This is a genomic window from Pseudomonas parakoreensis (assembly GCF_021602155.1).
Lineage (GTDB): Bacteria > Pseudomonadota > Gammaproteobacteria > Pseudomonadales > Pseudomonadaceae > Aquipseudomonas > Aquipseudomonas parakoreensis.
Genome location: NZ_BQHY01000010.1, coordinates 41,030 through 64,862, shown reverse-complemented (window position 1 = coordinate 64,862; position 23,833 = coordinate 41,030). Strand labels below are relative to the sequence as shown.

The window sequence follows — 23,833 nt, the reverse complement described above, 5'->3', positions numbered from 1 at the left end:
TCAACGCTTGCAGAGGTAGTCCTGAGTGATGGTGGTTTGCAGGCAGTTGAACTGGCCCATGGTGCGGCAGATGTTTTTCTCGGAACCGGTCACCTCGGCGTTCTTGTAACCCCAGGTCTTGCAGCGCTCCATCGCGACAGTCAGACCTTGCGCGGCGTTGGTCTGGCCGCTTTCGAACTGGCCCAGTTCGTAGGAAACCTGCACCACGCCGTCGTTCTTGCTGCCGCCGGTGGCTTCCCACTGTTTGGGCGTGGCGCAGCCGGTCAGGGCGAGGGCGGTGAGGGTGAGAGTAGCGATCAGGGTTTTCATGATGAGCGTCGTCCTTTACCGGAGAAATCAATTACTGAACGGGGATCGGTGAGGCGCCTTTGGGCAGGCAAGACAGCGGCGGAGTCATGATGCCCATGCTCGCCACCGCGATAATCGCCCCGCTGGGCAACTCGCAGTTGTACTCGCCGGCCGGGGTATACGCGGTGTAGTAGGTGAGGGTGCTGTCGCTGCGGATGTTGTCGATTTTCGACACCGGTTTGCCGATGACGGTCTGGGCCCGTTCTTTCATGCTGGCTTCGGTAGGTTTGGCAGTCTGGCAACCGCTGGCGCCCAGCATCAGGGCGCCGACAATGGCTACTTTGCACAGGTTGGAATGCAGTTTCATGGTGCTTCTTCCTTGGTGTTGTTCTGTTGTCCAGGCACAACGATCCCGCGCACTGCACAGTGGCAATGTTGGGGAACGTCGGGGGGTTGCGAGGGAATATAGCGCCGGGTGGCGAGGTGGTCGATTAGCACAAATGTGCTAGTGCCGCGGTGGGAGAGGCGACCCGAACGGGTCGCCCCGCGTTGATTACTGAGGGGCGTTGAACTGGTCGGAATAGCTGCCGGTCATCAGCGCCGAAGCGACGCGATCAGAACCGACACCGACGCGTGAGTAGGCATACCGATTGGCGCCGACCTTGTCGGTGCCGTCGGAGGCCAGTGCACCAGCACCGACGTGGTCGGAACCATCGGAAGCCACTGCGCCAGCCCCGACATGATCAGAGCCATCGGAGGCTACCGCGCCAGCCCCGACATGATCAGAGCCATCAGAGGCGACTGCGCCAGCCCCGACATGATCAGAGCCATCCGAGGCGACTGCACCGGCGCCGACGTGGTCGGAACCATCGGACGCCACTGCGCCAGCCCCGACATGATCAGAGCCATCGGAGGCGACTGCACCGGCGCCGACATGGTCGGAACCATCGGAAGCCACTGCGCCAGCCCCGACATGATCAGAGCCATCCGAGGCGACTGCACCAGCGCCGACGTGGTCGGAACCATCGGACGCCACTGCGCCGGCTCCCACATGATCCGAACCATCAGAGGCCATCGCCTGCGGCTGCGCAGCCCAAACCGTTGGCAACATCACGGTCGCCGCGACCGCAAGAATGGCGCCTGATAAAAGCGTGTGTTTCATGATTTTCTCCACGACCCATCAGCCACACAGCATTCCGTTGGCCCGGGGTTGACCAGATTGGCGATTGGCACGGGCGCACGGTAACGCGCACGGGTGTCGACGTATTGCATGAAACTGCGAAAGCGAGCTGAAAAGTATAGATCGTCAAACACGGGCCATGGCTGGCCGGGGGAGCAAGTGATAGTCGGTTAACTTCCTTGCAGACGGGGGCTTGAAGGAAATCAGTCTAAAAACACCTGACCATCACTCGATGGCATTTGCTAGCCTCAAAGGTGTAGGCGAAGACGCAGACTGATGCGCAAGCGGATAGCAAGGGGACGTGGGGCGCGTTCCGAAGGGTACACGGTTAGAAAGATCTCCGCGCTGAGATCCAGCCCTTATGCCGTGTGAGGCAGCAAAGCACCGCTCTTTTTCCATGGTTGCTTTTGTACTGTGAGAGGCCCGATAAACCTTGTAAGCCAGAGACCAGCACTGGCCGCCTACTCGAACACCAAAGCCCGCATTGCTGCGGGCTTTGTCGTTGTTGCGGGATCAGATTTTGGTCAGCGCGTACGCCAGATCGGCGCGCAGGTCTTCGAGATCTTCGACCCCCACCGACAGACGCACCAGGCCATCGCCGATGCCCAGTTTGGCGCGGGTTTCAGCGGGAATGGTCGCGTGGGTCATGATCGCCGGGTGCTCGATCAGGCTTTCAACACCGCCCAAACTCTCTGCCAGGGCAAAGATCTTCACGTTTTCCAGAAAGCGCCGTGCGCCATCCAGATCACTGTTCAGATCCACCGAGATCATCCCGCCAAAACCATGCATCTGCCGTTTGGCCAACTCATGCTGCGGGTGCGACGGCAGGCCCGGGTAGTAGACGCGTTTGACCTGCGGTTGCTGCTCCAGCCACTTGGCCAGTTCCAGCGCGTTGCTGCAGTGACGTTCCATGCGCAGCGCCAGGGTTTTCACCCCGCGCAGGGTCAGGAACGCATCGAACGGGCCGGAAATCGCGCCGACCGCGTTTTGCAGGAAGCCGAGTTTGTCCGCCAGTTCGGCATTCTGCCCAACTACCGCGATACCACCGATCACGTCGGAGTGACCGTTCAGGTACTTGGTGGTCGAGTGCAGCACGATGTCGAAACCCAGCTCCAGCGGGCGCTGAATGTACGGGCTGGCGAAGGTGTTGTCGGCAACGCTGATGATCCCGCGTGCGCGGCAGATGCGCGCAATCGCGGCCAGATCCGACAGGCTCAGCAGCGGGTTGGTCGGCGACTCGACAATCACCAGGCGGGTGTCGTCCTGCAGCGCCGCTTCGAACGCCGCCAGGTCAGTCAGATCGACATAGCTGAAACGGTGTCCGGCACTGCGCTGGCGCACCTTGTCGAACAGGCGGAACGTGCCGCCGTACAGGTCATTGCCGGAGATGACGTGCGAACCGGCATCGATCAGTTCGAGGACGGTGGAGATCGTCGCCAGCCCGGACGCGAACGCGAAGGCGCGGGTGCCACCTTCCAGATCCGCCACGCAACGCTCCAGGGCAAAACGCGTCGGGTTGTGCGAGCGCCCGTAGTCGAAGCCCTTGTGCACGCCGGGGCTGTCTTGCAGGTACGTCGAGTTGGCGTAGATCGGCGGCATCAGCGCACCGGTGGTCGGGTCCGGCTCTTGCCCGGCGTGGATCACCCGGGTCGCGAAGCCTTGGGATTTATCGTCGTGCTGACTCATGCGAGGGATCTCCGTAATTGGTTGAGCATGTCGGTGCGGGTAATCAGACCGTGGAAGCCCGAAGCGTCGGCAATGATCGCCACGAGGCCACGACTGAGCACCGCTTCCAGCTCGGTGAGATGGGCGCCAGGTGCGAGGGTTTGCAGTTTGTCGGTCATCACGCTGGATACCGATTGACTGAAGCGCGCGGCGTCTTCGTGCACCGCGAGCAAGATGTCGGATTCGTCGATCACGCCGACCAGTTGTTTGCCTTCAACCAGCACCGGCAGTTGTGAGACATCCGCCAGACGCATGCGCTGGAACGCGGTCAGCAGGGTGTCGTCGGGGCCGACGCTGATCACGCGGCCGTCTTCGAAACGCCGGGCGATCAGATCGCGCAGGTCGCCATAGCGTTTGCGCTGCAACAGGCCCTGATCGGTCATCCACTGGTCGTTGTAGACCTTCGACAGATAGCGCGTGCCAGTGTCGCAGACGAAGCTGACCACGCGTTTGGGCTCGGTCTGTTCGCGGCAATAACGCAGCGCGGCGGCGAGCAGGGTGCCGGTGGACGAACCCCCGAGAATGCCTTCGGCCTTGAGCAACTGACGGGCATGATCGAAGCTTTCTTCGTCGCTGATCGAGTAGGCGTGGCGCACGCTGCTGAGGTCGGTGATCGACGGAATGAAGTCTTCGCCGATGCCTTCCACGGCCCACGAACCGGGCGTCGGCATCGTGCCGTCGCGGCTGTATTGCGCCATCACCGAACCCACCGGATCGGCGAGGACCATTTGCAGATCCGGCTGTACCCGTTTGAAGAAACGGCTCAGCCCGGTCAGGGTGCCGGCAGACCCGACGCCGACCACGATCGCGTCCAGATCATGCTCGGTCTGCGCCCAGATTTCCGGCGCGGTGCTGCACTCGTGTGCCAGCGGGTTGGCGGGGTTGTTGAACTGGTCGGCGAAGAACGCGCCGGGAATGTCTTTCGCCAGGCGGGCGGCGACGTCCTGATAATACTCGGGGTGGCCCTTGCCGACGTCCGAGCGGGTGATGTGCACTTCGGCGCCCATGGCTTTCAAGTGCAGGACTTTCTCGGTGGACATCTTGTCCGGCACCACCAGCACCACGCGGTAGCCCTTGGCCCGGCCGACCAGCGCCAGACCCAGGCCGGTATTGCCGGCGGTGGCCTCGACGATGGTGCCACCCGGTTGCAGGCGCCCGTCGCGTTCAGCGGCGTCGATCATCGCCAGACCGATGCGGTCCTTGATCGAGCCGCCGGGGTTTTGTGATTCCAGTTTGAGAAACAGTGTGCAGAGGCCGGTATCGAAGCGGGTAACTTGTACCAGCGGCGTATTGCCGATCAGCCCAAGTACGGCAGGGCGTGAATCCTTTGACATTTCTTCACCTCTTGTAGTGGTGTTGATCGCGTTCCATTCGCGGGGAAAAGCTCGCGTGCAACATAGGCGCAGACATGATCTGTCGCAACCATTAGTCAGCCGCAGATACAGCCATTTCGATCTAACCATAGAACAGAATCAAAGCCTGCAACGGCGCGGTTTCAGAGGGTTTACATCAAGGCGTCATTGAGTATTCAAAGGGCGTCGTGACCGCGCTCGATTGCTTGATTCGCGCAGGAATATCCTGCAGGGCAAAACATGTTTTCAGCGGGCAAACAGCTGGCACTCGATCATGAGGGAAATTTGTGATCATCAAGATTAAAATGAGTTTGTCTCACCAATGCCTGATCCCGACAATGGCCGCCATCAACAAGACATTGGAGTTGTTTGTCATGGCACTGGCCCATTCCCTCGGATTTCCGCGCATCGGTCGCGACCGCGAACTGAAGAAAGCGCAAGAGGCGTTCTGGAAAGGAGAACTGAACGAGGCCGGCCTGCGTGAAGTGGGTCGTGAACTACGCAAGGCCCATTGGGACTTGCAGAAAAACAGCGGCATCGAGCTGCTGCCGGTGGGCGATTTCGCCTGGTACGACCAGGTGCTGACTCACTCGCTGATGTTCGGGGTGATCCCCGAGCGTTTCCGTACGCACGACGGCAAAGCCACCCTGCAAACCCTGTTCGGTATGGCCCGTGGTGTCAGCGACAGCTGCTGCGGCGGTGCGCACGCTCAGGAAATGACCAAGTGGTTCGACACCAACTACCACTATCTGGTCCCGGAATTCAGTGTCGATCAACAGTTCCAGCTCGGTTGGGAACAGTTGTTCGAAGAAGTCGAAGAGGCACGTGCCCTCGGCCATAACGTCAAACCGGTGATTATCGGCCCACTGACTTATCTATGGCTGGGCAAGGCCAAAGGCGCCGAGTTCGACAAGCTTGAATTGCTTGATCGTTTGCTGCCGCTGTACGGGCAGATCTTCGCCCGGCTCGCCGCACTCGGTGTGGAATGGGTGCAGATCGACGAGCCGATTCTGGTGCTCGACTTGCCGCAGGAGTGGAAGAACGCTTTCGAGCGAGCCTATAACCAGATCCAGCGTGATCCGCTGAAGAAACTGCTCGCCACTTACTTCGGTGGTCTGGAAGAGAACCTCGGCCTGGCCGCCAATCTGCCGGTTGACGGTCTGCACATCGATCTGGTGCGTGCAGCGGAACAGTACCCGACCATCCTCGATCGCCTGCCGGCCTACAAAGTGTTGTCGCTGGGCCTGGTCAATGGCCGTAACGTCTGGCGCTGCGATCTGGAACATGCGCTGGCGACTTTGCAGCATGCGCATGAGCGATTGGGTGATCGGTTGTGGGTCGCGCCGTCCTGTTCGCTGTTGCACAGTCCGGTGGACCTGAGCCGCGAAGACCAGCTCGATGCCGAGCTGAAAAGCTGGCTGGCGTTTGCCGTGCAGAAGTGTGAAGAAGTCGCCGTGCTGGCTCAGGCCGTCAACGAGCCTGAGTCACCAAAAGTGCTCCGCGCCTTGACCCAAAGCCGCTCGGTACAGACGAGTCGCGCCGCCTCGCCACGTATTCACAAACCGGCGGTGCAGGCCCGTGTGGCGGCCATTACCGCGCAGGACAGCCAGCGCCAGTCGCCGTTTACCCAGCGCATCGCCAAGCAGCGCGCCGGCCTCGACCTGCCGCTGTTCCCGACCACCACCATCGGTTCGTTTCCGCAGACCGCCTCGATTCGTCTGGCGCGTCAGTCGTTCAAGCAAGGCAAGCTCAGCGAAGCCGAATACACCGAAGCCATGTACAGCGAAATCCGTCACGCTGTGGAGATCCAGGAGCAACTGGGCCTCGATGTACTGGTGCACGGAGAAGCCGAGCGCAACGACATGGTCGAGTACTTCGCCGAGCAACTCGACGGCTATGTATTCACCCGTTTTGGCTGGGTGCAGAGCTACGGTTCACGTTGTGTGAAACCGGCAGTGATCTTCGGTGATCTGAGCCGTCCGCAAGCCATGACCGTGGACTGGATCCGCTATGCTCAGGGCCTCACCGGCAAGGTCATGAAAGGCATGCTGACCGGCCCGGTGACGATGCTGATGTGGTCGTTCCCCCGCGAGGACGTGTCCCGTGAAGTGCAGGCGCGGCAACTGGCGCTGGCAATTCGTGATGAAGTGGTGGATCTGGAAGCTGCCGGAATCAGGATCGTCCAGATCGACGAAGCCGCTTTCCGCGAAGGTCTGCCGCTACGCCGCGCGCAATGGCAGCACTATCTGGACTGGGCCACCGAAGTGTTCCGCCTGTGCGCCTCGGGTGTGCGTGACGAAACCCAGATTCACACGCACATGTGTTACAGCGAATTCAACGATGTGATCGAGTCCATCGCGGCGATGGATGCCGACGTGATCACCATCGAAACCTCGCGTTCGGACATGGAATTGCTCGATGCCTTCGAAGCCTTCGCCTATCCGAACGAGATCGGCCCGGGTGTCTACGACATCCACTCGCCACGCGTTCCCGATGCTTCGGAGATGGCCAGTTTGCTGCGCAAGGCAGCGCAGCGGATTCCGGCCGAGCGGTTGTGGGTCAACCCGGATTGCGGCTTGAAAACCCGTGGCTGGCCGGAGACTGAAGCGGCGCTGGTGCACATGGTTGCCGCCGCCCGTCAGCTGCGCAAAGAACTGGCCTGAAGCCTGAATACAAACCCTGTGGGAGCGAGCTTGCTCGCGAAAGCGGAGTGTCAGCTGAATAATTCTCGACTGACACTCCGCCTTCGCGGGCAAGCCCGCTCCCACACTGGAGTGTGTAGGGTATCAGTGCCGGCTCATCAATCCATGCAGCACACCCAGGCGCAGCCCCGGTTCCGACGGCGCCATCTGCGAAATCCCGAATGCCTTGAACGCCGCCAGCATCAATACCAATCCGCCGGGCAAAATGCTCTGGCGATGCGGTTGCAAACCTGCCAGCTTCAACTGCTGAACGTTCTTCACCTTCAGCAGCAACAGCGACAAACGCAACAACCCACCATAGGTAATGCCATCCTGGCCGAAGTCGTTCAAGCGATTGGCCTTCAGCACTTTCGCCAGCATCCGCGCCGTGCCGGACGAGCCAATGGTCTGCTGCCAACCCTGCGCGCGGTAGCGGCGGGCGACTTTCTCGAATTGCAGGATCGCTACGCGTTCGGCTTCCTGCAGCGCACCGGGCGCGATGCGCCCGTCAGGGAAATAGCGGGCGCCCAGGGTGCCGCTGCCGATGGCGATGCTTTCGGTGAGCAGCGGTTGTGTGCCCTGGCCGAGAATCAGCTCGGTGGAACCACCGCCGATATCGACCACCAAGCGCATGTCTTCAGCGCCCGGCAGGGAATGGGCGACGCCGGCATAGACCAGTTGCGCCTCTTCATGGCCGGAAATGACATCGATGCGAAACCCCAGATGACGTTCGGCACTGTGCAGAAACAGCTGCGCATTGTCGGCCTCGCGCACTGCGCTGGTCGCCACTGCGCGAACCTTGCCGGCCTCGAACCCGCGCAGTTTCTTGCCGAACCGCGCCAGCGCCTGCCAGCCCCGGTCCAGCGCCATTTCGTCCAGAGCACCACCGTCAAAACCTTCGGCCAGTCGCACCGGTTCACGCAGGGTTTTGACTTCCTGGATCATCAAGCCTTTTCGACTGCGAACCGACTGGCCGATCATCAGGCGAAACGCATTCGAACCCAGGTCGATGGCGGCAAACAGCGAGGCGTCTTCTTTCATGGGAATCCCTGCAAAGCATCCGTCGAAGGCTCAAGACGGTTTGCGAGGATTCTGCGGCGTCGTTGATGACATCCTGATGACGGGGCAGGGGCGATTCAATGAATTTGCGGCTGTCATGACCCTGTCATTATCCGGCGTCTATGCTGGCCCCAATACATCGCGTGTTCTTAAAGTTTTTGCTGCCTCTTCGGGCAGCTTTTTTTTGCCCGCGATTTGATGCCTTGCATTCTGTAGGAGCTGCCGCAGGCTGCGATCTTTTGATCTTCAAAAACAAAATCAAAAGATCGCAGCCTGCGGCAGCTCCTACACGATGGTGTTTGTAGATTTGCGGAGTCAATTTGCAATTCAGCGTTAGGCTTGGCTAATATACGATCCATATACACTTCGTATCGGATTTGGATATGGGCATCGTAAAGATTTCGGAAGACATGCACGAGAACCTGCGCATCTCCAGCAATGCACTCAGCCGCTCGATCAACGCGCAGGCCGAGCACTGGATGCGCATCGGCATGCTTGCCGAACTGCACCCCAACCTCGACCACAGCGCCATTTGCCGCTTGCTGATCCGCGCCGAACAGAACGGCGGGCTGGATCTGCACCAACTGACTCAGGAAGCCGTCAGCGCATGAGAAACCAGATCAAGATCAACAGCCCCGCCGAAATCGCTCAGTCACGCGCTGCCGGCAAGCTGGCCGCCGAGGTGCTGGCGATGCTGGTACCGCATGTGAAGGCGGGGGTGACCACCGATGAGCTGGATCGGTTGTGCAACGATTACATCGTCAACGTGCAGAAAGCGATTCCGGCCAACGTCGGTTACCACGGTTTCCCGAAAACCGTCTGCGCCTCGGTCAACGACGTGGTGTGCCACGGCATTCCGTCCGGCACGCCGTTGAAAGACGGCGACATCGTCAACCTCGACATCGCGGTGATCAAAGACGGCTGGTTCGGCGACACCAGCCGCATGTACGTGGTTGGCGAGGCGACGCCAGAAGCGCAGCACCTGATCAAGACCACCTACGACGCCATGTGCGCCGGCATCCGCAGGGTGCGTCCGGGCGCGACGCTGGGCGACATCGGCCATGCGATCCAGAGTCTGGCGGAGAAAGAAGGCTTCAGCGTGGTGCGCGAGTATTGCGGGCATGGCATTGGCAAGGTCTACCACGATGAACCGCAGATCCTGCATTACGGGTTCCCCAATCAGGGCATGAAGCTCAAGGCGGGGATGATCTTCACCGTGGAACCGATGCTCAACGCCGGCAAGCGCCATGTGAAGAACATGCCGGACGGCTGGACCGTGCTGACCAAGGATGGCTCGTTGTCGGCGCAGTGGGAGCATATGGTGGCGGTGACGGAGACAGGCTTCGAAATCCTCACGGCGTGGCCGGACGAAATTGAAGGGTTCACTCCGATCAACTGAATAGCGCCGTTGAAATACAATCTCATGTAGGAGCTGCCGCAGGCTGCGATCTTTTGATCTTTGAAAAGCAAAATCAAAAGATCGCAGCCTGCGGCAGCTCCTACACGGATTGTCAGTGAGATCCGGCGGCTTTGTTGAGGTCGCTTTCAGCCCATTCGGTGTAGACACAGGCATCCGCCGTCGCCCAGCGTACCCGCACCGGATCGCCAGCCTTGAGCGGCATGCCGGCGGCGGACAACGCTTTTACCGTCATCGAAGTACCGCCTGCGGTGAGCACGCTGCACGTCTGGCTCTCACCAAGAAACAACACCTCCACCACCTGCGCCGACACCTCGTTCCAACCCGCTGCCAGCGGTTCTGCGCTCGCCTGCTGCACGCTCAGCGCCACTGCCTTTTCCGGCCGCACCATCAGCAGCACATCCTGATCGGTGTGCAAGCCGGCGGTCAGGCGAATCGACAACGACTGCCCCTCAAAACTCGCCGCCGCATTGCCTTGGGCCTTGAGCTTGAGGAAGTTCGAGTTGCCGAGGAACGACGCGACAAACGCGTTCGGCGGATTCTGGTACAGGTCATAACCGCTGCCCAGGCCGACAATCTTGCCGTGGCTGAAGATCGCGATGCGCTGCGACAGGCGCATGGCTTCTTCCTGATCGTGGGTCACGTAGACGATGGTGATGCCCAGGCGCCGATGCAACTGGCGCAGTTCATCCTGCAAGTCTTCACGCAGTTTTTTATCCAGCGCTCCAAGGGGTTCGTCCATCAACAGAATGCGTGGCTCGTAGACCAGCGCGCGGGCGATGGCGACGCGTTGTTGCTGGCCGCCGGACAATTGCGAAGGGCGGCGATGGGCGAACTGTTCCAGTTGCACCAGTTTCAACATCGCGTCGACGCGCTTGTCACGTTCGGCGGCGGCGAGTTTGCGGATTGCCAGCGGAAAGGCGATGTTGTCGCGCACCGACAAATGCGGGAACAGCGAATAGCGCTGGAACACCATGCCGATGTCGCGCTTGTGCGGCGGCACGTTGACCAGCGACTGACCGTTGACCAGGATCTCGCCGCTGCTCGGCGTTTCGAACCCGGCGAGCATCGACAGCGTGGTGCTTTTGCCCGAGCCGCTGGAGCCGAGGAAGGTCAGGAACTCGCCGTCCTTGATGTCCAGCGAGATGTTGTCGACGGCGGCAAAGTCACCGTAGTGCTTGTTCAGGTTGCGCAGGCTGACCAGAGGTTTGTCGTTCTGCTGGGAGGCGTCTTTGATCACGGCACTCATGTCGTACTCCTGGGCGCTCAGGCGCTGATTTCGTTGCGCCGGCGCAGCGCGGCGGCGATGACCATGACCAAAACCGACAAGCCGATCAGCAGCGTCGAAGCGACGGCGATCACCGGGGTCAGGTCCTGGCGCAGGGTGGTCCACATTTTCACGGGAAGGGTTTGCAGGGTCGGGCTGGCCATCATCACGCTCAGCACCACTTCGTCCCACGATACGAGGAAGGCGAAGAGGGCGCCGGCAACCATACCCGGGCGAATCGCCGGGAATGTCACCTTGAACACCGCTTGCAGGCGTGAGGCACCGCAGATCACCGCCGCGTCTTCAATCGACTGATCGAACAGCTTCAGCGAGTTGATGATCGAGATGATGGTGAACGGCAGCGCGACGATCACATGGCTGACCACGAAGGCGAACATCGTCCCTGTGTAACCGAGCTTGAGAAACAGCGCGTACACCGCCACGGCGATGATCACCAGCGGCACGATCATCGGAAGGGTGAACAGGCCGTAGAGCATTTCCCGACCGGGAAAACGCCCGCGCACCAAAGCGAACGCCGTCGGCAGGCCGAGGGCCACGGCGCAGATCGTGGTCAGCACCGCGACCTTGAGGCTGGCCGCCGCGGCGTTCATCCAGTCAGCGTTGGAGAAGAACTGGCCGTACCATTTCAACGTCCAGCCCGGCGGCGGGAACACCAGCCACTGCGACGAACCGAACGACAGCAGGACGATGAACACGATCGGCAACAGCAGAAACAGGCCGATCAAACCGGTGGTGGCGTAGAGTCCGAAACGCATGCGGCGGCTCATGGCATTGGGAGTCAGGAGCATCTCGGCTTACCTCGCGTTGCTGGCGCCAACCGGGGATTCCGGCTGAAGCTTCAGGTAGAAGTAGAACAGCACCAGCGTGATCGCGATCAGCAACGCGGCGCCGGCACTGGCCAGGCCCCAGTTGAGGAACGATTGCACCTGCTGAATGATGAACTCCGGCAGCATCATGTTCTGCGCCCCGCCGAGCAGCGCCGGGGTAACGTAGTAACCGAGCGACATCACGAACACCATCAACCCGCCGGACGCCAGCCCCGGCCGGCACAGCGGCAGGAACACCCGGAAGAAGTTGGTCCACGGACTGGCGCCACAGATCGAGCCGGCCTGCAGGATCATCGGGTCGATGGCCTGCATGGTCGCCTGCAACGGCAGGACGATGAACGGGATCATGATGTAGCTCATGCCGATCACCACGCCGGTCAGGTTGTGCACCATTTCCAGCGGCTGATCGATGATGCCCAGCGCCATCAGCGCCTTGTTGATCACCCCCGAGGCTTGCAGCAGCACCAGCCACGAATAGGTGCGGGCGAGCAGGCTGGTCCACATCGACAGCAGCACGATGTTGAGGATCCAGCGCCCCCAGCCGCGTGGCACCAGCGTGATCGCCCAAGCCAGTGGGAAGCCCAGCAACAGGCTGAAAATCGTCACCAGACCGGCCACCGAAAAGGTGTTGAGCAGCACCCGTGCGTATGCCGAGTTGGCGAACAGTTGTTCATAGTTGCCGAGGCCCGGCACCGGTTCCAGCACGCCGCGCAACAGCAGGCCAATCAACGGCGCGAGAAAGAACAAACCGAGGAACAGCAGGGCCGGGATGAGATTGCCGGCACCTTTCCAGCGTTGTCTGAAGGTGGGGGACGAGCCGGCAGCGCCAGTGGCGCTCCCGGTCACCGTTGCGGGGCGGGGCGCAGTGGCCGCCATTTTCATTTGACCAGCCATTCGTTCCACCGTGTCGCGATGGCTTGACCGTTCTTGGCCCAGTACGCGAAATCAAGCGTGATTTGATCCTTGGCGTAGGCCGTCGGCAGGTTCGGGGCCAGCACCGAGTCCAGGCGCGCCACGCTGTCGACGTTGACCGGGGCGTAGGCGGTCAGGTTGGAGAAGTCCGCCTGGCCTTTGGCACTGCTGGCGTTGGCCAGAAACTTCATCGCCGCGTCCTTGTTTTTCGAGCCTTTTGGAATCACCAGAATGTCGGCCATGACCAGGTTCTGTTTCCAGCTCACGCCGACCGGTGCGCCGTCTTCCTGCAGGGCATGAATCCGGCCGTTCCAGAACTGGCCCATGCTTGCTTCACCGGAGGCCAGCAGTTGCTGCGACTGCGCGCCGCCGCCCCACCAGACGATGTCTTTCTTGATGGTGTCGAGTTTCTTGAAGGCGCGATCCAGGTCCAGCGGGTAGAGCTTGTCAGCCGCTACGCCGTCGGCCAGCAGCGCCAGCTCGAGCACGCCGGGGCTTGGCCATTTGTACAGGGCGCGTTTGCCGGGGTAGGTCTTGGTGTCGAACAGGGCGCTCCAGTCTTGCGGCTTGGCAGCGCCGAGCTTGCCCTCGTTGTAGCCGAGGACGAAGGAGAAGAAGAACGAGCCGACGCCGTAGTCGCTGACGAAACGCGGGTCGATCTTGTCGCGCTGGATGACGTTGAAGTCGAGGGGTTCGAGCAGGCCTTCGGCAGCGGCGCGCAGGGCAAAGTCAGCTTCGACATCGACCACGTCCCATTGCACGTTGCCGCTCTCGACCATGGCCTTGAGTTTGCCGTAGTCGGTCGGGCCGTCCTGCACAACGGTGATGCCGCTGGCCTTGCTGAACGGATCGGCCCAGGCCTGTTTCTGCGCATCCTGGGTGCTTCCGCCCCAGCTGACAAAGTTCACACTCTCGGCGGCCATTGCAGCCTGGCCAGTCACGCTCAGCAGTCCCGCAAAAAGGATTGCGGTTGCAGCTTTGTTCAACACCATTTTTACGCCCTCATTGTTGTGTTTTTGAGCGGGCTTGCGTTGTTGCCCGCCTGTCGGGAGCAGTAGCCGGACGGTTTTTCAGGTCGTTCGGTCTATGGAATATCATATTATGGTATTCCAAACTTTGTGCAAGCACTTTGCCTTACCGGTTATCTGGCGAAGCTGTTTTTTGACCGCTGAAGGATTTTCTATAGATGAAATTGTGGCGAGGGAGCTTGTTCCCGCCGGGTTGCGAAGCGACCCTCGCTTCTCTGAAAAGCTGGGGCCTGCTGCGCAGTCCAGCGGGAGCAAGCTCCCTCGCCACAGGAAATCACCTGTGTCTGGGCGTTATTCGGTAAACGGAATGCTCTCCACCACCTCCAGGTCATACCCGGTCAGCCCCGCATACTTCAGCGGCGGCCCAAGATGGCGCAGTTTGCCGACGCCGAGGTTCTGCAGAATCTGCGCCCCGGTGCCGACCTCCGAATAAATCCGCGATTGCGAGCGACTGAACTGCCGTGGCGGCTGGGTCAATTGCGGCACGCGCTCGAGCAGCGCCTGCGACGATTCATGATTGGCCAACACCACCACAACCCCATGACCTTCGGCCGCGACCCGTTGCAGCGCCGCCCACAGCGTCCAGTTGCTCGGCCCGCTGTACTCGGCGCCGACCAGATCACGCAGCGGATCGATCACATGTACACGCACCAGCGTCGGCTCTTCGCGGCGCAGATCGCCCATGACCATCGCCATGTGCACACCGCCCTCAATGCGGTCTTCAAAGGTGATCAGGCGGAACGTGCCATGCACCGTCGGCAGCTCACGCTCACCGATGCGCTCGATGGTGTGCTCGGTGCTCAGGCGATAGTGGATCAGATCGGCGATGGTGCCGATCTTGATCCCGTGCTTGCGCGCGAACACTTCCAGGTCCGGACGCCGGGCCATGGTGCCGTCGTCGTTCATCACCTCGACGATCACCGAGGCCGGGGTAAAACCGGCGAGGCGCGCCAGATCGCAACCGGCCTCGGTGTGGCCGGCGCGGGTCAGCACGCCGCCTTCCTTGGCGCGCAGCGGGAAGATATGGCCGGGCTGCACCAGGTCTTCAGTACGAGCGTTCGGCGCCACCGCGGCAGCCACCGTGCAAGCGCGGTCGGCAGCGGAAATGCCGGTGGTCACGCCAACCGCTGCTTCGATGGAAACCGTGAACGCGGTACTGAATACGCTGCCATTGCTCGGCACCATTTGCTCCAACCCCAGGCGCTGGCAATGATCGTCAGTCAACGTCAGACAAATCAGCCCCCGAGCCTCACGGGCCATGAAGCTGATCGCCTCGGGCGTGCAACAATCGGCGGCCAGCAGCAGGTCGCCTTCGTTTTCTCGGTCTTCGTCATCGACCAGCAGGACCATTTTGCCGAGGCGATAATCTTCGAGGATTTCTTCGATGCTGTTGAAGGCCATGCTGGACTCTCGATATGGATGAAATTCGTGGTATACCATAATACAAATTCAACCAAGAGGTCACTATGAAGGCGTACTGGATTGCTCACGTGGACATCACCGATCCCGATCACTACAGCCAATACACCCAGCGCGCGCCGAAAGCGTTCGCCAAGTTCGGCGCGAAATTCTTGGCCAGGGGCGGGCGCAGCGAAGCGATGGAAGGCCGGACGACGCCCCAGCGCAGCGTGGTGATCGAATTCGACAACTACGAACAGGCGGTGGCGTGCTACCGCTCGGCGGCGTATCAGGAGGCGAGAAGCTACCGCGAGGAGTGGGCGAGGGCGGAGATCATTATTGTGGAAGGGATGGCGCCGTAAGCGCTTGTTTACGAGTCCAGCTGCGATCTTTTGATGCTCTTTTTCGTGATCAGAAGATCGCAGCTATCAGCGGTTAAGGACTGTGATTCTTTGCTCAGCCTTGTGCTTGAATCTTCCGCCCTAATACGTCCATTACATCACAGCCATCACGAAGCAAAATCGCTGCTGCGTGGGCGAGTTGCTGCACATCGACACCCTTGGCAGCTGAGATATCCAGGCTGGCGAGGCTTTCCATCATCTGTGTAGCTGCCAAAAACCTGCTCGCCGCGCTGCTGTGCAAAATGTCCAGCGGTGCCTGTGTTGAGACCAGGAGCACTGGAATGCTGTCTTCGTTGTGGGTCATAGAAATGTGGGTATTCATACGCCAGCACCTGCCTGAAGATGACATGTGAAGGTTCTTCTCAGCGCTATCGACATATTGTCGACTAGGAATTGTCTGAGTCGATCGCGGCGAGTGTAGGGGATGATTTCTATGGTCGATTCCGTCATGGGTGTAGCTCCGTAAGATCCAGTAGAGCTGCCACAAAAACGCCGTCAAACGAAATTGGGTGGCAACTGTGCGTGGGTTGACGGACCGGCTCTCACGGACACCGGCGCATCCGAAGATGCCCCGCGCACAGTCGCCATTAAGAATGCATCGGACACAGGAGTGCTCGAGCAGAGAAGGCTATGCACGTCGTGAGAAGATTACGGGCCGTCAAACCCGATCACGAATGAGTCGTGACAGGCGCGAGGATAGGGAGTGGTACTAGGGTCGTCAACCAGAGTCGCGCCGGAAAACGCTGCGTGTCCTGTAAGCCGGTTCCGTTTCGTATTTTGCTCGTTCAGGAGGGATCAAGGATCGGTTACTATCCAGCCATTGTGATGTTCAAAGGAGAGAAACGATGGCAGGAAAGCCAGTAGCGCGACTTGGAGATCCAGGAAGTCACGGCGGAAATATCACCACTGGATCGAGCCCAATTTTCGTTAACTCGATGCCTGTAGCTTTGGTAGGAGACACCTATTCCTGCCCTGTTCACGGCAGTAATCCCATAACGTCCGGTGCTCCTCACGTGTTCGGGCTGGGAAAAGATGTAGCACACGTCGGCTCGCAGACAGCATGCGGAGCGACGATCACTGCCGGATCTCCCGATACCTTCGTGGGTGAATCCGGTGGAGGGGCGCCCACTAGCTTTTTCTCGCAGTTCCTGAAAGAAAAGACGTTTGTCGAGTTTCAGTTGCTGAACGATAGAGATGAGCCTGTCGCCAACGAGGCGTACGAACTGACACTCCCCGATGGAACGTTGATGACAGGCGTCCTTGACGAAAACGGCTTCGTGCATGTCGCAAACATTCCTAGGGGAAGTTGCAGTATAAAATTCCCGAAACTTGAAGATACGGAACATCTTTAATGGTTCAGCCTACTAAAACTACCAGCACAACACAGGCAGCAAAAAGTACAGGCGCATCGGGGAAAACTACGAAAACCAACCAAGTCGTCGTGTCGGGTGCATATATGGAGATACTTGTGGGTGGCCCTTACACCCGTGACAAGGAAGAGCATCCTTTCGGGCATGCTGCTTTACATGTAGTGGTTGGTTCTAAAGACATCACCTATGACTTTGGGCGCTATGGAAAAACCTGGGGGACGTTTGATAGCGAAGGGGAGGGAGTGCTGAACGTTTGGACATCCTTCAAAGCGTACATCTCGGGTGAGAACAGCTTGGGGCGCACAACAACTGGCTTTGTTTATTTTTTGGATAGTGCAACCGCTGAGGCCGTTATCGCTCACTTCGACGGTATTGTCGCCCAGAAAAAGGAGCTGAGAAGAAAGACAGCAACGTCTGCGCGCTATGTATTGCCGTCCAACTATCATCCAACCACCAATAACTGCACGACTGTAACGATTGCAGGAGCCAAAATTTCGGGTAAGCCAATCGTGCAGAATCCCTCTAAATATAGCGAAATGCGTGGATTGTCATTCCTGGAAAGGCAAGCTGCGCGCACGCAGACTAAACCTCAGGACGGGATTTTCATGCCTGCGGATTTACAAGCCATGCTCGAAGGAAATACTGAGGCGCACTATGATAAAAAGAATGTTTACAAATAGGCAGATTGGCTTTTGGCTGACGGCGGCTTTATTTGTAAATGCAGTCTTTATGGCTTTTCTTATTTTTGGCGATACTGCAAAGGAACACACTATGAAGATGATTAAAACCAAAGAACCCCTGCTGATCGAAGGGCAAGGTGGCGATGACAATTACTATGTCCTGCCGATGGGGACAACGCTATATCACGATAAAAGCTTTCCAGAAGGGCACGATCGTTATGTTGTGTATCTGAATCACAAAGGTGCCATTGCCCACGAAGAGGTCCCAATGAAGCCTGAATATGGCGGTTCATTTATCGATCCTCTTTGGCTGGCCAATATTGATGCCGATACCTTGAAAGACATTTTCAAGCGTTTCCCGCTCTCCAAAAAAGATATCTCCGCTGCTCTCAAAGCCAATGAAATCACCAAAGATGATCTGGCGGATATCATTCGTGCGATGCCGGACTGAGCACCTATCTACCGAGGAATCGGGCCGGGCTCTGTATCTCTTGCAAGTGACGGCTGATCAACGCATGAAATGAATCTTGCCGCTGTCGTCATTGCCCATGTACATGCCATAGACCCCGGCCTGACGCTCCTCGATATAGCGCTCGAGGATCTGCCGGATCGCCGGGTAGTAGATCTGCTCCCACGGAATGTCTTCAGGGGCAAAGAACTTGTAGTCGAGCGTCTCGGGCCCGAACTGGCCGGTGATCTCCAGCGCGATCGCGCGGAAGATGATGTACACCTCGCTGATCTTCGGCACGCTGAAGATCGAATACGGCGAGACGATTTCCGCACGTACGCCGCTTTCTTCCCAGACTTCGCGCAGGGCGGCCTGCTCGGTGGTTTCGCCGCTTTCCATGAAGCCGGCCGGCAGCGTCCAGGTGCCGGGGCGCGGGGGGATCGCCCGTTGGCACAACAGGTATTTGCCGTCCTGCTCGATGATGCAGCCGGCGATGATCTTCGGATTGACGTAGTGGATGTAGCCGCAGCCGCGGCACATCAGGCGCTCGTGCGTATCGCCCGGCGGAACTTGCTGACCGAGGTCAGGGCCACCGCATTTCGGGCAAAAGCTCGGGCTGAACATGTCAGTGACCTATGCGCGGTTCTTTCAGCGCGATCGGCAGGGTGATGTTCGGCGTGGCGCCGGTCTCTTCCTGTTTGCGCTTGAGGTAATCGAGGGCCACGGCGGCTGCCGCACGCACGTGGTCGACGCAGGCCTGATGCGCCGCCAGCGGATCACCGCTCTTGATCGCCTCGACCATTTTTTCCATTTCGTGGTTACTCGCGCCGCGCCGGTTTTCCTGCGATACGGAGGTTGCGCGCAGGTAGCTGATGCGCGCCTGCAACTGGCGCAACTGCGTGGCCGCAACATGGTTGCCCGAGCCTTCGAGCAGCACGTCGTAGAAGCCCTGCACCGAGTCGATCACCTGTTGCAGTTCGCCGTCCTTGAGCGCCTTGCGGTTCTCGTCGAGGGCTTTTTCCAGGGCCTTGATGTCCTTGGCCTTGGCGCGCAGGGTGAACAGCTGGACGATCAGGCCTTCGAGCACGCAGCGCAGTTCATAGATGTCGACTGCATCGGCGAGGGTGATGATCGCTACGCGCGGGCCTTTGGCATCGGCGAATTCGACCAGGCCTTCGGACTCCAGGTGACGCAAGGCTTCGCGCACCGACGTGCGGCTGACACCGAGGCGATCGCACAGATCGCGCTCAACCAGACGATCGCCGGGCATGAGCTGGAAATTCATGATCGCGCTACGCAGTTTGTCCAGCACGATTTCGCGCAGGGTAACGGGGTTGCGATTGACCTTGAAGCTGTCGTCGAGTGGCTGGCGTTTCATGGGGTCCGCTCTTGATGTTGGCTGTCCATGCCAGACGGGCATCTAAACAGCCGAGGGGTTAACTGGAGGCCTCGGCGTCGGCTTCGGCGAAGGCTTCACGGGCGAGCCGGAAACTGTCCACGGCTGCCGGGACGCCGCAATAAATACCGACCTGAAGCAGAATTTCGCGTATTTGCTCACGACTCAGGCCGTTACGCAAGGCGCCGCGCACATGCAGCTTGAGTTCGTGCGGACGGTTGAGCGCCGAGATCATCGCCAGGTTGATCATGCTGCGCTCCTTGAGCGACAAACCCTCACGGCCCCAGACATGGCCCCAGCAGTATTCGGTGACCATTTCCTGCAGCGGGCGGGTGAAGTCGTCGGCGTTCTCGATCGAGCGTTGCACGTAGGCTTCGCCCAGCACCTGGGTGCGGATCTTCAGGCCTTTTTTGTACTTTTCGTTGCTCATCATGCCTCCTCACAACAGAGACCCCCTTTTGGAATGAAACCTGTGGTGAGGGGATTTATCCCCGACGGGGCGCGAAGCGCCCCCAAACCTGCAACTGCGAATTGCCAGACACACCGCGTGCAAGGATCTTACGACTGCTTCGCAGCCGGTCGGGGATAAATCCCCTCACCACAATGGGCAGTTCCACAGTGGGATCTATGTATCCATCAGGCCAGGGTCGGCAACGGCCCGAGCTTGCCCTTGTGATAAATCATCGGCGTCACCGGTTGCTCGGGCAGGATCAGGTTCTTCACCGCGCCGACAATGATCGCGTGATCACCACCGTCGTATTCACGCCACAACTCGCACTCGATGATCGCCGTGGCCTTGGCGAGGATCGGGTTACCCAGTTCGCTCAAGTGCCACTCGATGCCTTTGGCTTTGTCCTTGCCTTTGCCGGCGAAGGCGTAGGCCTCGGCGGTCTGCTCGGCGGACAGCAAATGGATCGCGAATTTCTGGCTGTCGCGCAGCACCGGGTAGGTGTCGGAGGCGTAGTTGGGGCAGAACAGCACCAGCGCCGGGTCAATCGACAGCGCGCTGAAGGCGCTGGCAGTGATGCCGACGATGGCGCCGTCCGGGTCGAGGGTGGTGACCACCGTGACCCCGGACGGAAACGAGCTCATGACGTCTTTGTAAATGCCGGGTTCGATCATGTCGCAGGACTCCTAGCGCATCACAAACGGGTCAGGCATCGGGGCCTGAGAGAGGTTGATCCACACCGTTTTCAGTTCGGTGTAGGCCAGCACCGAATCGATGCCGCTTTCGCGTCCATAGCCACTGTTCTTGAAGCCGCCAATAGGCGCCATCGCCGATACCGCGCGGTAGGTGTTGACCCAGATGATCCCTGAGCGCACGTCCCGGGCCAGACGATGGGCGCGGCCCAGGTCGCGGGTCCAGATGCCGGCGGCGAGGCCGAACTGCGAGTCGTTGGCGATTGTCAGCGCCTCGGCTTCATCTTTGAAGCGAATCACCGATGCCACCGGGCCGAAGACTTCTTCCTGCATGATCTTCATCGAGTTGCGGTCGCACTCGAACAGCGTCGGCTCGTAGAACCAGCCGTCACCGAGGTCGGCCGGTCGCTTGCCGCCGGTGCGCAACCGCGCGCCTTCAGCAAGGGCGTCAGCCACCAGACCTTCGACCACCGCCAATTGCTGCGCGGTGGCCATCGGGCCCATTTCGCTGTGGTCGTCCTGCGGGTTGCCGATGCGGATGCGACGGGCGCGTTCGACCAGACGGTTGACGAACTCGTCGTAGATTTCGTCCTGCACCAGCAGGCGCGAACCGGACACGCAGCTCTGGCCCGAAGCCGCGTAGATCCCGGCGATGGCACCGTTGATCGCGCTGTCCAGGTCGGCGTCGGCGAAGATGATGTTTGGCGATTTGCCGCCGAGTTCCAGCGACAGTTTGGCGAAGTTCTCGGCGCTGCTGCGCACCACGTGCCGGGCCGTGGCCGCGCCGCCGGTGAAGGCGATCTTGCGGATCAGCGGATGGCGGGTGAGGGCGGCGCCGGTGCTCGGGCCGTAACCGGTGACAACGTTGACCACGCCCGGTGGAATCCCGGCTTCGAGAGCCAGACGCGCCAGCTCAAGGATGGTCGCCGAAGCATGTTCGGACGGCTTGATCACAATCGTGTTACCGGCGGCGAGGGCCGGCGCCAGTTTGATCGCGGTCAGGTACAGCGGGCTGTTCCAGGGAATGATCGCGGCGACCACGCCCATCGCTTCGTGCACGGTGTAGGCAAACAGGTCGGGCTTGTCCAGCGGCAGGGTGCCGCCTTCGAGCTTGTCGGCCAGGCCTGCGGTGTAGTGGAAGAACTCCGGCAGATAACCGACCTGACCACGGGTTTCGCGGATCAGTTTGCCGTTGTCGCGGCTTTCCAGCTGCGCCAGTTGTTCCTTGTTTTCCGCGATCAGGTCGCCGAGACGCCGCAGCAGTTTGCCGCGGGCGGTGGCGGTGAGGCCGCGCCAGGCCGGGCTGTCGAAGGCAGTCTGCGCCGCTTGCACGGCGCGTTCGACATCGGCTTCATCGGCGTCAGGCAGTTCGGCCCAGGCTTGCGCGCTGGCCGGGTTGAGGCTTTCGAAAGTCTTGCCGGAGAGGGCGTCGACCCATTCTCCGCCGATGCACATCTGGAAGCGTTGGAGTGTCATGCAACGATCCCCTTTATAGGGTTTTGTCGGGCGTGTGCGTAGTCGAGAAATTGCAGCAGCGTCTGGTTGACCAGGCGCGGCGACTCTACCGGCATCATATGCCGTTGCTCGGGCAGTACCGCAACCTTCGCACCGGGGATGCGCCGGGCCAGTTGCTCGGCCATTTCCGGGGTGGAACCGGGGTCAAGTTCGCCGGTGGCGATCAGCGTCGGTGCCTGGATGCTGCCGAGGTCGTCGGCGCGGTACATGTCCTGAGTGGCGAACAATTCGTAGGTGGTCAGGTAGCCCTGCGGGTCGTTGCCGGCCAGGGTCTGACGAATGGCCGCGATCTGCGCCGGGTTCGCCGCCTGATATTCGCGGCTGAACCAGCGCGACAGCGCCGCTTCGGCATTGGCGTCCGGCCCGTGTTCGGCGGCCTGCGCGGTGCGGGCGATGACCCCGGCGCGCTGTTCTTCGCTGCGGTTGAACACGCTGTTGAGCACCACCAGGCTTTGCAGACGCTCGGGGTAATGCAGGGCAAACGCCCGCGCCACCAAACCGCCCATGGAGAAACCGATCACCGCTGCCTGGGGCAGATTCAGGTGATCGAGCAGCTCCAGCAACTGATCGGCATAACCGAGCAGGCCGGTGCCGCTGGCCGGGCGCGGGCTGGCGCCGTGGCCGAGCATGTCGTAGGCGATCACCTGGTATTGGGCAGACAGGCCAACGATCTGGCCGCCCCACATTTCTTTGTTCAGGCCCACGCCGTGGATCAAGACCACGGGCTGGCCTTGGCCGGTCGCCAGGTAACTGGTGCCAGCCGGGGTGAGTTCAGCGGTGAGCCGAATCATGGAGCGCTCCTGCAATGCCTTTTTATTGTGATTACTGGGCTTTTTCGGCGGCCAGTTCTTCCAGATCGATGTAGCGGTTGCCGATGCGCGGGTGCAGGCGACCACCGTCGGCGCAACCGAGCACCACGACGATTTCGTCGGCACGCGGCGCGTCCTCGATCTGCATTTCCAGGGTGATGTAGTGCGAGCGCAGACCTTCGTCGTCCTTGTGCATCATCGGGATCTGGATCGACGTGCCCGGGCCGCCGCGCTTGTTGGTGAAGCTCAGGTAGCTCTTGGCCTTGACCGCTTCGCGGTAGTGGTTGCCGAAGCGCAGGGTGTGGATCACGGCCGAGGCGTGTTCGATTTCGCCGTCAGCGCCGACCACTGCCGCTTTGCCGTAAGCCTCGATTTTCTCGGCGCCACCGATGATGCCCACCAGACGCTCGACCATCATGGCGCCGAGGTCGGAGCAGTTGGCGCGGATTTGCGGTTTCAGATCTTCGACGAAGCCGTTGCCGACCCACGGGTTCTTCATCACCACAGCCAAGCCAACCATGGTCACTGGCTTGTCCGTGGCCTTGCCGCCTTCGATGAAGGTTTCTTCGACATAGCTGACGATCTTGCGAATTTCGAAACTCATGAGCTGCTCCGTTGGGGATTGAAAGTGTCTGTGCGTCTGATGGTATACCATAATACCGATCGTGCAAGTCCCCCACGCAAGATTTGCCGCATCGATCCGGCGAATGGCGGTGTATTCGCCTGCCGTCCTCATCAATCCAGCACGACGCGATATCGATGTAGGAGCTGCGGCACGCTGCGATCTTTTGATCTTGTTTTTAAAAACCCGGATCAAAAGATCGCAGCGTGCCGCAGCTCCTACAGGGGGTTGTGTCGGGGTCATTTGGTTAACAAAAGATAACGTGGCGCCGATTGTCAGACGTTTCCAAAGCCCGAT

The 23,833-nt window shown here is 60.1% G+C and carries 27 protein-coding genes; 8 read left to right on the top strand and 19 right to left on the bottom strand.

All coding sequences use genetic code 11. The annotated features are described in order from the left end of the window. From yecR to L6D63_RS16985, 5 genes are all read right to left on the bottom strand, one after another. Positions 1-309, bottom strand: a complete 309-nt coding sequence (gene yecR, locus L6D63_RS17005; protein WP_095666814.1) for a YecR family lipoprotein — start codon at positions 307-309, stop codon at positions 1-3. Between the two features lie 31 nt (positions 310-340). Beyond that, positions 341-655 (bottom strand): hypothetical protein, encoded by a 315-nt coding sequence (locus L6D63_RS17000; RefSeq protein WP_121185009.1) that lies wholly within the window; start codon positions 653-655, stop codon positions 341-343. Positions 656-841: 186 nt separating this feature from the next. Beyond that, positions 842-1,450 carry a hypothetical protein gene (locus L6D63_RS16995; RefSeq protein ID WP_236170359.1) on the bottom strand — a complete coding sequence of 203 codons (609 nt, stop codon included), beginning with the start codon at positions 1,448-1,450 and terminating at the stop codon, positions 842-844. A 531-nt stretch (positions 1,451-1,981) separates the two neighbouring features. Next, entirely contained in the window at positions 1,982-3,154 is a 1,173-nt protein-coding gene (locus L6D63_RS16990; protein ID WP_095666813.1) for a cystathionine gamma-synthase, read from the bottom strand. After that, positions 3,151-4,527 (bottom strand): pyridoxal-phosphate dependent enzyme, encoded by a 1,377-nt coding sequence (locus tag L6D63_RS16985; RefSeq protein WP_121185011.1) that lies wholly within the window; start codon positions 4,525-4,527, stop codon positions 3,151-3,153. The genes L6D63_RS16990 and L6D63_RS16985 overlap by 4 nt, the downstream gene beginning before the upstream one ends. A 392-nt stretch (positions 4,528-4,919) precedes the next feature. Between L6D63_RS16985 and metE the strand changes: the two genes are divergently transcribed. Then, entirely contained in the window at positions 4,920-7,208 is a 2,289-nt protein-coding gene (gene metE / locus L6D63_RS16980; RefSeq protein WP_131670518.1) for a 5-methyltetrahydropteroyltriglutamate--homocysteine S-methyltransferase, read from the top strand. 123 nt (positions 7,209-7,331) lie between these two features. Here the strand turns inward: metE and L6D63_RS16975 are convergent, their stop codons facing one another. After that, positions 7,332-8,267 carry a Ppx/GppA family phosphatase gene (locus tag L6D63_RS16975; RefSeq protein WP_131670248.1) on the bottom strand — a complete coding sequence of 312 codons (936 nt, stop codon included), beginning with the start codon at positions 8,265-8,267 and terminating at the stop codon, positions 7,332-7,334. Between L6D63_RS16975 and L6D63_RS16970 the strand changes: the two genes are divergently transcribed. From L6D63_RS16970 to map, 3 genes are all read left to right on the top strand, one after another. After that, positions 8,266-8,484 carry a hypothetical protein gene (locus L6D63_RS16970; protein WP_131670249.1) on the top strand — a complete coding sequence of 73 codons (219 nt, stop codon included), beginning with the start codon at positions 8,266-8,268 and terminating at the stop codon, positions 8,482-8,484. The genes L6D63_RS16975 and L6D63_RS16970 overlap by 2 nt on opposite strands. A 184-nt stretch (positions 8,485-8,668) precedes the next feature. Beyond that, positions 8,669-8,896, top strand: a complete 228-nt coding sequence (locus L6D63_RS16965; protein WP_003225727.1) for a ParD-like family protein — start codon at positions 8,669-8,671, stop codon at positions 8,894-8,896. Continuing rightward, the gene (map, locus tag L6D63_RS16960) at positions 8,893-9,684 is read left to right on the top strand and encodes a type I methionyl aminopeptidase (protein ID WP_047293856.1); all 792 of its coding nucleotides are present in this window, start codon (positions 8,893-8,895) and stop codon (positions 9,682-9,684) included. Before L6D63_RS16965 ends, map begins: the two co-directional genes overlap by 4 nt. A 112-nt stretch (positions 9,685-9,796) precedes the next feature. Here the strand turns inward: map and L6D63_RS16955 are convergent, their stop codons facing one another. The 5 genes from L6D63_RS16955 to ribBA form a co-directional block, all read right to left on the bottom strand. Next, positions 9,797-10,951 (bottom strand): ABC transporter ATP-binding protein, encoded by a 1,155-nt coding sequence (locus L6D63_RS16955; RefSeq protein ID WP_131670250.1) that lies wholly within the window; start codon positions 10,949-10,951, stop codon positions 9,797-9,799. A 17-nt stretch (positions 10,952-10,968) separates the two neighbouring features. Beyond that, positions 10,969-11,778, bottom strand: coding sequence for an ABC transporter permease (locus L6D63_RS16950; RefSeq protein ID WP_025111627.1), 810 nt, complete (start codon positions 11,776-11,778; stop codon positions 10,969-10,971). Between the two features lie 6 nt (positions 11,779-11,784). Further along, on the bottom strand, positions 11,785-12,699 hold the full coding sequence (locus L6D63_RS16945; protein ID WP_047293860.1) for an ABC transporter permease: 915 nt from the start codon (positions 12,697-12,699) through the stop codon (positions 11,785-11,787). Then, positions 12,696-13,721: an ABC transporter substrate-binding protein gene (locus L6D63_RS16940; protein WP_047293862.1), complete on the bottom strand. Its 1,026-nt coding sequence runs from the start codon at positions 13,719-13,721 to the stop codon at positions 12,696-12,698. The genes L6D63_RS16945 and L6D63_RS16940 overlap by 4 nt, the downstream gene beginning before the upstream one ends. A gap of 327 nt (positions 13,722-14,048) precedes the next feature. After that, positions 14,049-15,158: a bifunctional 3,4-dihydroxy-2-butanone-4-phosphate synthase/GTP cyclohydrolase II gene (gene ribBA, locus L6D63_RS16935; protein ID WP_131670251.1), complete on the bottom strand. Its 1,110-nt coding sequence runs from the start codon at positions 15,156-15,158 to the stop codon at positions 14,049-14,051. Positions 15,159-15,223: 65 nt separating this feature from the next. Between ribBA and L6D63_RS16930 the strand changes: the two genes are divergently transcribed. Further along, positions 15,224-15,517, top strand: coding sequence for a DUF1330 domain-containing protein (locus tag L6D63_RS16930; protein WP_131670252.1), 294 nt, complete (start codon positions 15,224-15,226; stop codon positions 15,515-15,517). Between the two features lie 94 nt (positions 15,518-15,611). On the opposite strand, the gene L6D63_RS16925 is transcribed toward L6D63_RS16930, so the two are convergent. Continuing rightward, positions 15,612-15,878 carry a hypothetical protein gene (locus L6D63_RS16925; protein ID WP_047293867.1) on the bottom strand — a complete coding sequence of 89 codons (267 nt, stop codon included), beginning with the start codon at positions 15,876-15,878 and terminating at the stop codon, positions 15,612-15,614. Between the two features lie 523 nt (positions 15,879-16,401). On the opposite strand from L6D63_RS16925, the gene L6D63_RS16920 reads away from it, so the two are divergent. From L6D63_RS16920 to L6D63_RS16910, 3 genes are read left to right on the top strand one after another with little or no spacing between them, the layout of a single operon-like run. After that, on the top strand, positions 16,402-16,908 hold the full coding sequence (locus L6D63_RS16920) for a PAAR domain-containing protein (protein ID WP_080963269.1): 507 nt from the start codon (positions 16,402-16,404) through the stop codon (positions 16,906-16,908). Beyond that, positions 16,908-17,606 carry a hypothetical protein gene (locus L6D63_RS16915; RefSeq protein WP_052912742.1) on the top strand — a complete coding sequence of 233 codons (699 nt, stop codon included), beginning with the start codon at positions 16,908-16,910 and terminating at the stop codon, positions 17,604-17,606. The genes L6D63_RS16920 and L6D63_RS16915 overlap by 1 nt, the downstream gene beginning before the upstream one ends. Further along, positions 17,581-18,057 (top strand): hypothetical protein, encoded by a 477-nt coding sequence (locus L6D63_RS16910; protein ID WP_047293872.1) that lies wholly within the window; start codon positions 17,581-17,583, stop codon positions 18,055-18,057. The genes L6D63_RS16915 and L6D63_RS16910 overlap by 26 nt, the downstream gene beginning before the upstream one ends. A gap of 57 nt (positions 18,058-18,114) precedes the next feature. On the opposite strand, the gene L6D63_RS16905 is transcribed toward L6D63_RS16910, so the two are convergent. The 7 genes from L6D63_RS16905 to L6D63_RS16875 all read right to left on the bottom strand — a co-directional run bounded on the left by L6D63_RS16905 (position 18,115) and on the right by L6D63_RS16875 (position 23,518). Then, entirely contained in the window at positions 18,115-18,678 is a 564-nt protein-coding gene (locus tag L6D63_RS16905; RefSeq protein WP_047293875.1) for an NUDIX hydrolase, read from the bottom strand. Between the two features lies 1 nt (position 18,679). Beyond that, positions 18,680-19,432 carry a GntR family transcriptional regulator gene (locus tag L6D63_RS16900; RefSeq protein WP_007968636.1) on the bottom strand — a complete coding sequence of 251 codons (753 nt, stop codon included), beginning with the start codon at positions 19,430-19,432 and terminating at the stop codon, positions 18,680-18,682. A gap of 58 nt (positions 19,433-19,490) precedes the next feature. Further along, positions 19,491-19,880, bottom strand: a complete 390-nt coding sequence (locus L6D63_RS16895; protein ID WP_047293876.1) for a carboxymuconolactone decarboxylase family protein — start codon at positions 19,878-19,880, stop codon at positions 19,491-19,493. Between the two features lie 206 nt (positions 19,881-20,086). Further along, on the bottom strand, positions 20,087-20,572 hold the full coding sequence (locus tag L6D63_RS16890; protein WP_041062538.1) for a flavin reductase family protein: 486 nt from the start codon (positions 20,570-20,572) through the stop codon (positions 20,087-20,089). 12 nt (positions 20,573-20,584) lie between these two features. Continuing rightward, positions 20,585-22,066, bottom strand: a complete 1,482-nt coding sequence (locus L6D63_RS16885) for an aldehyde dehydrogenase (RefSeq protein WP_121185025.1) — start codon at positions 22,064-22,066, stop codon at positions 20,585-20,587. After that, on the bottom strand, positions 22,063-22,896 hold the full coding sequence (locus tag L6D63_RS16880) for an alpha/beta fold hydrolase (RefSeq protein ID WP_095666804.1): 834 nt from the start codon (positions 22,894-22,896) through the stop codon (positions 22,063-22,065). The genes L6D63_RS16885 and L6D63_RS16880 overlap by 4 nt, the downstream gene beginning before the upstream one ends. Positions 22,897-22,927: 31 nt before the next feature. Beyond that, a complete protein-coding gene (locus tag L6D63_RS16875; protein WP_007968626.1) occupies positions 22,928-23,518 on the bottom strand; it encodes an amino acid synthesis family protein in 591 nt (196 codons plus the stop codon). Between the last annotated feature and the right edge of the window lie 315 nt (positions 23,519-23,833).

Coding starts and splice junctions, on each gene's coding strand:
- yecR (WP_095666814.1), bottom strand. CDS start 309: ATGAAAACCCTGATCGCTACTCTCACCCTCACCGCCCTCGCCCTGACC.
- L6D63_RS17000 (WP_121185009.1), bottom strand. CDS start 655: ATGAAACTGCATTCCAACCTGTGCAAAGTAGCCATTGTCGGCGCCCTG.
- L6D63_RS16995 (WP_236170359.1), bottom strand. CDS start 1,450: ATGAAACACACGCTTTTATCAGGCGCCATTCTTGCGGTCGCGGCGACC.
- L6D63_RS16990 (WP_095666813.1), bottom strand. CDS start 3,154: ATGAGTCAGCACGACGATAAATCCCAAGGCTTCGCGACCCGGGTGATC.
- L6D63_RS16985 (WP_121185011.1), bottom strand. CDS start 4,527: ATGTCAAAGGATTCACGCCCTGCCGTACTTGGGCTGATCGGCAATACG.
- metE (WP_131670518.1), top strand. CDS start 4,920: ATGGCACTGGCCCATTCCCTCGGATTTCCGCGCATCGGTCGCGACCGC.
- L6D63_RS16970 (WP_131670249.1), top strand. CDS start 8,266: ATGGGAATCCCTGCAAAGCATCCGTCGAAGGCTCAAGACGGTTTGCGA.
- L6D63_RS16975 (WP_131670248.1), bottom strand. CDS start 8,267: ATGAAAGAAGACGCCTCGCTGTTTGCCGCCATCGACCTGGGTTCGAAT.
- L6D63_RS16965 (WP_003225727.1), top strand. CDS start 8,669: ATGGGCATCGTAAAGATTTCGGAAGACATGCACGAGAACCTGCGCATC.
- map (WP_047293856.1), top strand. CDS start 8,893: ATGAGAAACCAGATCAAGATCAACAGCCCCGCCGAAATCGCTCAGTCA.
- L6D63_RS16955 (WP_131670250.1), bottom strand. CDS start 10,951: ATGAGTGCCGTGATCAAAGACGCCTCCCAGCAGAACGACAAACCTCTG.
- L6D63_RS16950 (WP_025111627.1), bottom strand. CDS start 11,778: ATGCTCCTGACTCCCAATGCCATGAGCCGCCGCATGCGTTTCGGACTC.
- L6D63_RS16945 (WP_047293860.1), bottom strand. CDS start 12,699: ATGAAAATGGCGGCCACTGCGCCCCGCCCCGCAACGGTGACCGGGAGC.
- L6D63_RS16940 (WP_047293862.1), bottom strand. CDS start 13,721: ATGGTGTTGAACAAAGCTGCAACCGCAATCCTTTTTGCGGGACTGCTG.
- ribBA (WP_131670251.1), bottom strand. CDS start 15,158: ATGGCCTTCAACAGCATCGAAGAAATCCTCGAAGATTATCGCCTCGGC.
- L6D63_RS16930 (WP_131670252.1), top strand. CDS start 15,224: ATGAAGGCGTACTGGATTGCTCACGTGGACATCACCGATCCCGATCAC.
- L6D63_RS16925 (WP_047293867.1), bottom strand. CDS start 15,878: ATGAATACCCACATTTCTATGACCCACAACGAAGACAGCATTCCAGTG.
- L6D63_RS16920 (WP_080963269.1), top strand. CDS start 16,402: ATGGCAGGAAAGCCAGTAGCGCGACTTGGAGATCCAGGAAGTCACGGC.
- L6D63_RS16915 (WP_052912742.1), top strand. CDS start 16,908: ATGGTTCAGCCTACTAAAACTACCAGCACAACACAGGCAGCAAAAAGT.
- L6D63_RS16910 (WP_047293872.1), top strand. CDS start 17,581: ATGATAAAAAGAATGTTTACAAATAGGCAGATTGGCTTTTGGCTGACG.
- L6D63_RS16905 (WP_047293875.1), bottom strand. CDS start 18,678: ATGTTCAGCCCGAGCTTTTGCCCGAAATGCGGTGGCCCTGACCTCGGT.
- L6D63_RS16900 (WP_007968636.1), bottom strand. CDS start 19,432: ATGAAACGCCAGCCACTCGACGACAGCTTCAAGGTCAATCGCAACCCC.
- L6D63_RS16895 (WP_047293876.1), bottom strand. CDS start 19,880: ATGAGCAACGAAAAGTACAAAAAAGGCCTGAAGATCCGCACCCAGGTG.
- L6D63_RS16890 (WP_041062538.1), bottom strand. CDS start 20,572: ATGATCGAACCCGGCATTTACAAAGACGTCATGAGCTCGTTTCCGTCC.
- L6D63_RS16885 (WP_121185025.1), bottom strand. CDS start 22,066: ATGACACTCCAACGCTTCCAGATGTGCATCGGCGGAGAATGGGTCGAC.
- L6D63_RS16880 (WP_095666804.1), bottom strand. CDS start 22,896: ATGATTCGGCTCACCGCTGAACTCACCCCGGCTGGCACCAGTTACCTG.
- L6D63_RS16875 (WP_007968626.1), bottom strand. CDS start 23,518: ATGAGTTTCGAAATTCGCAAGATCGTCAGCTATGTCGAAGAAACCTTC.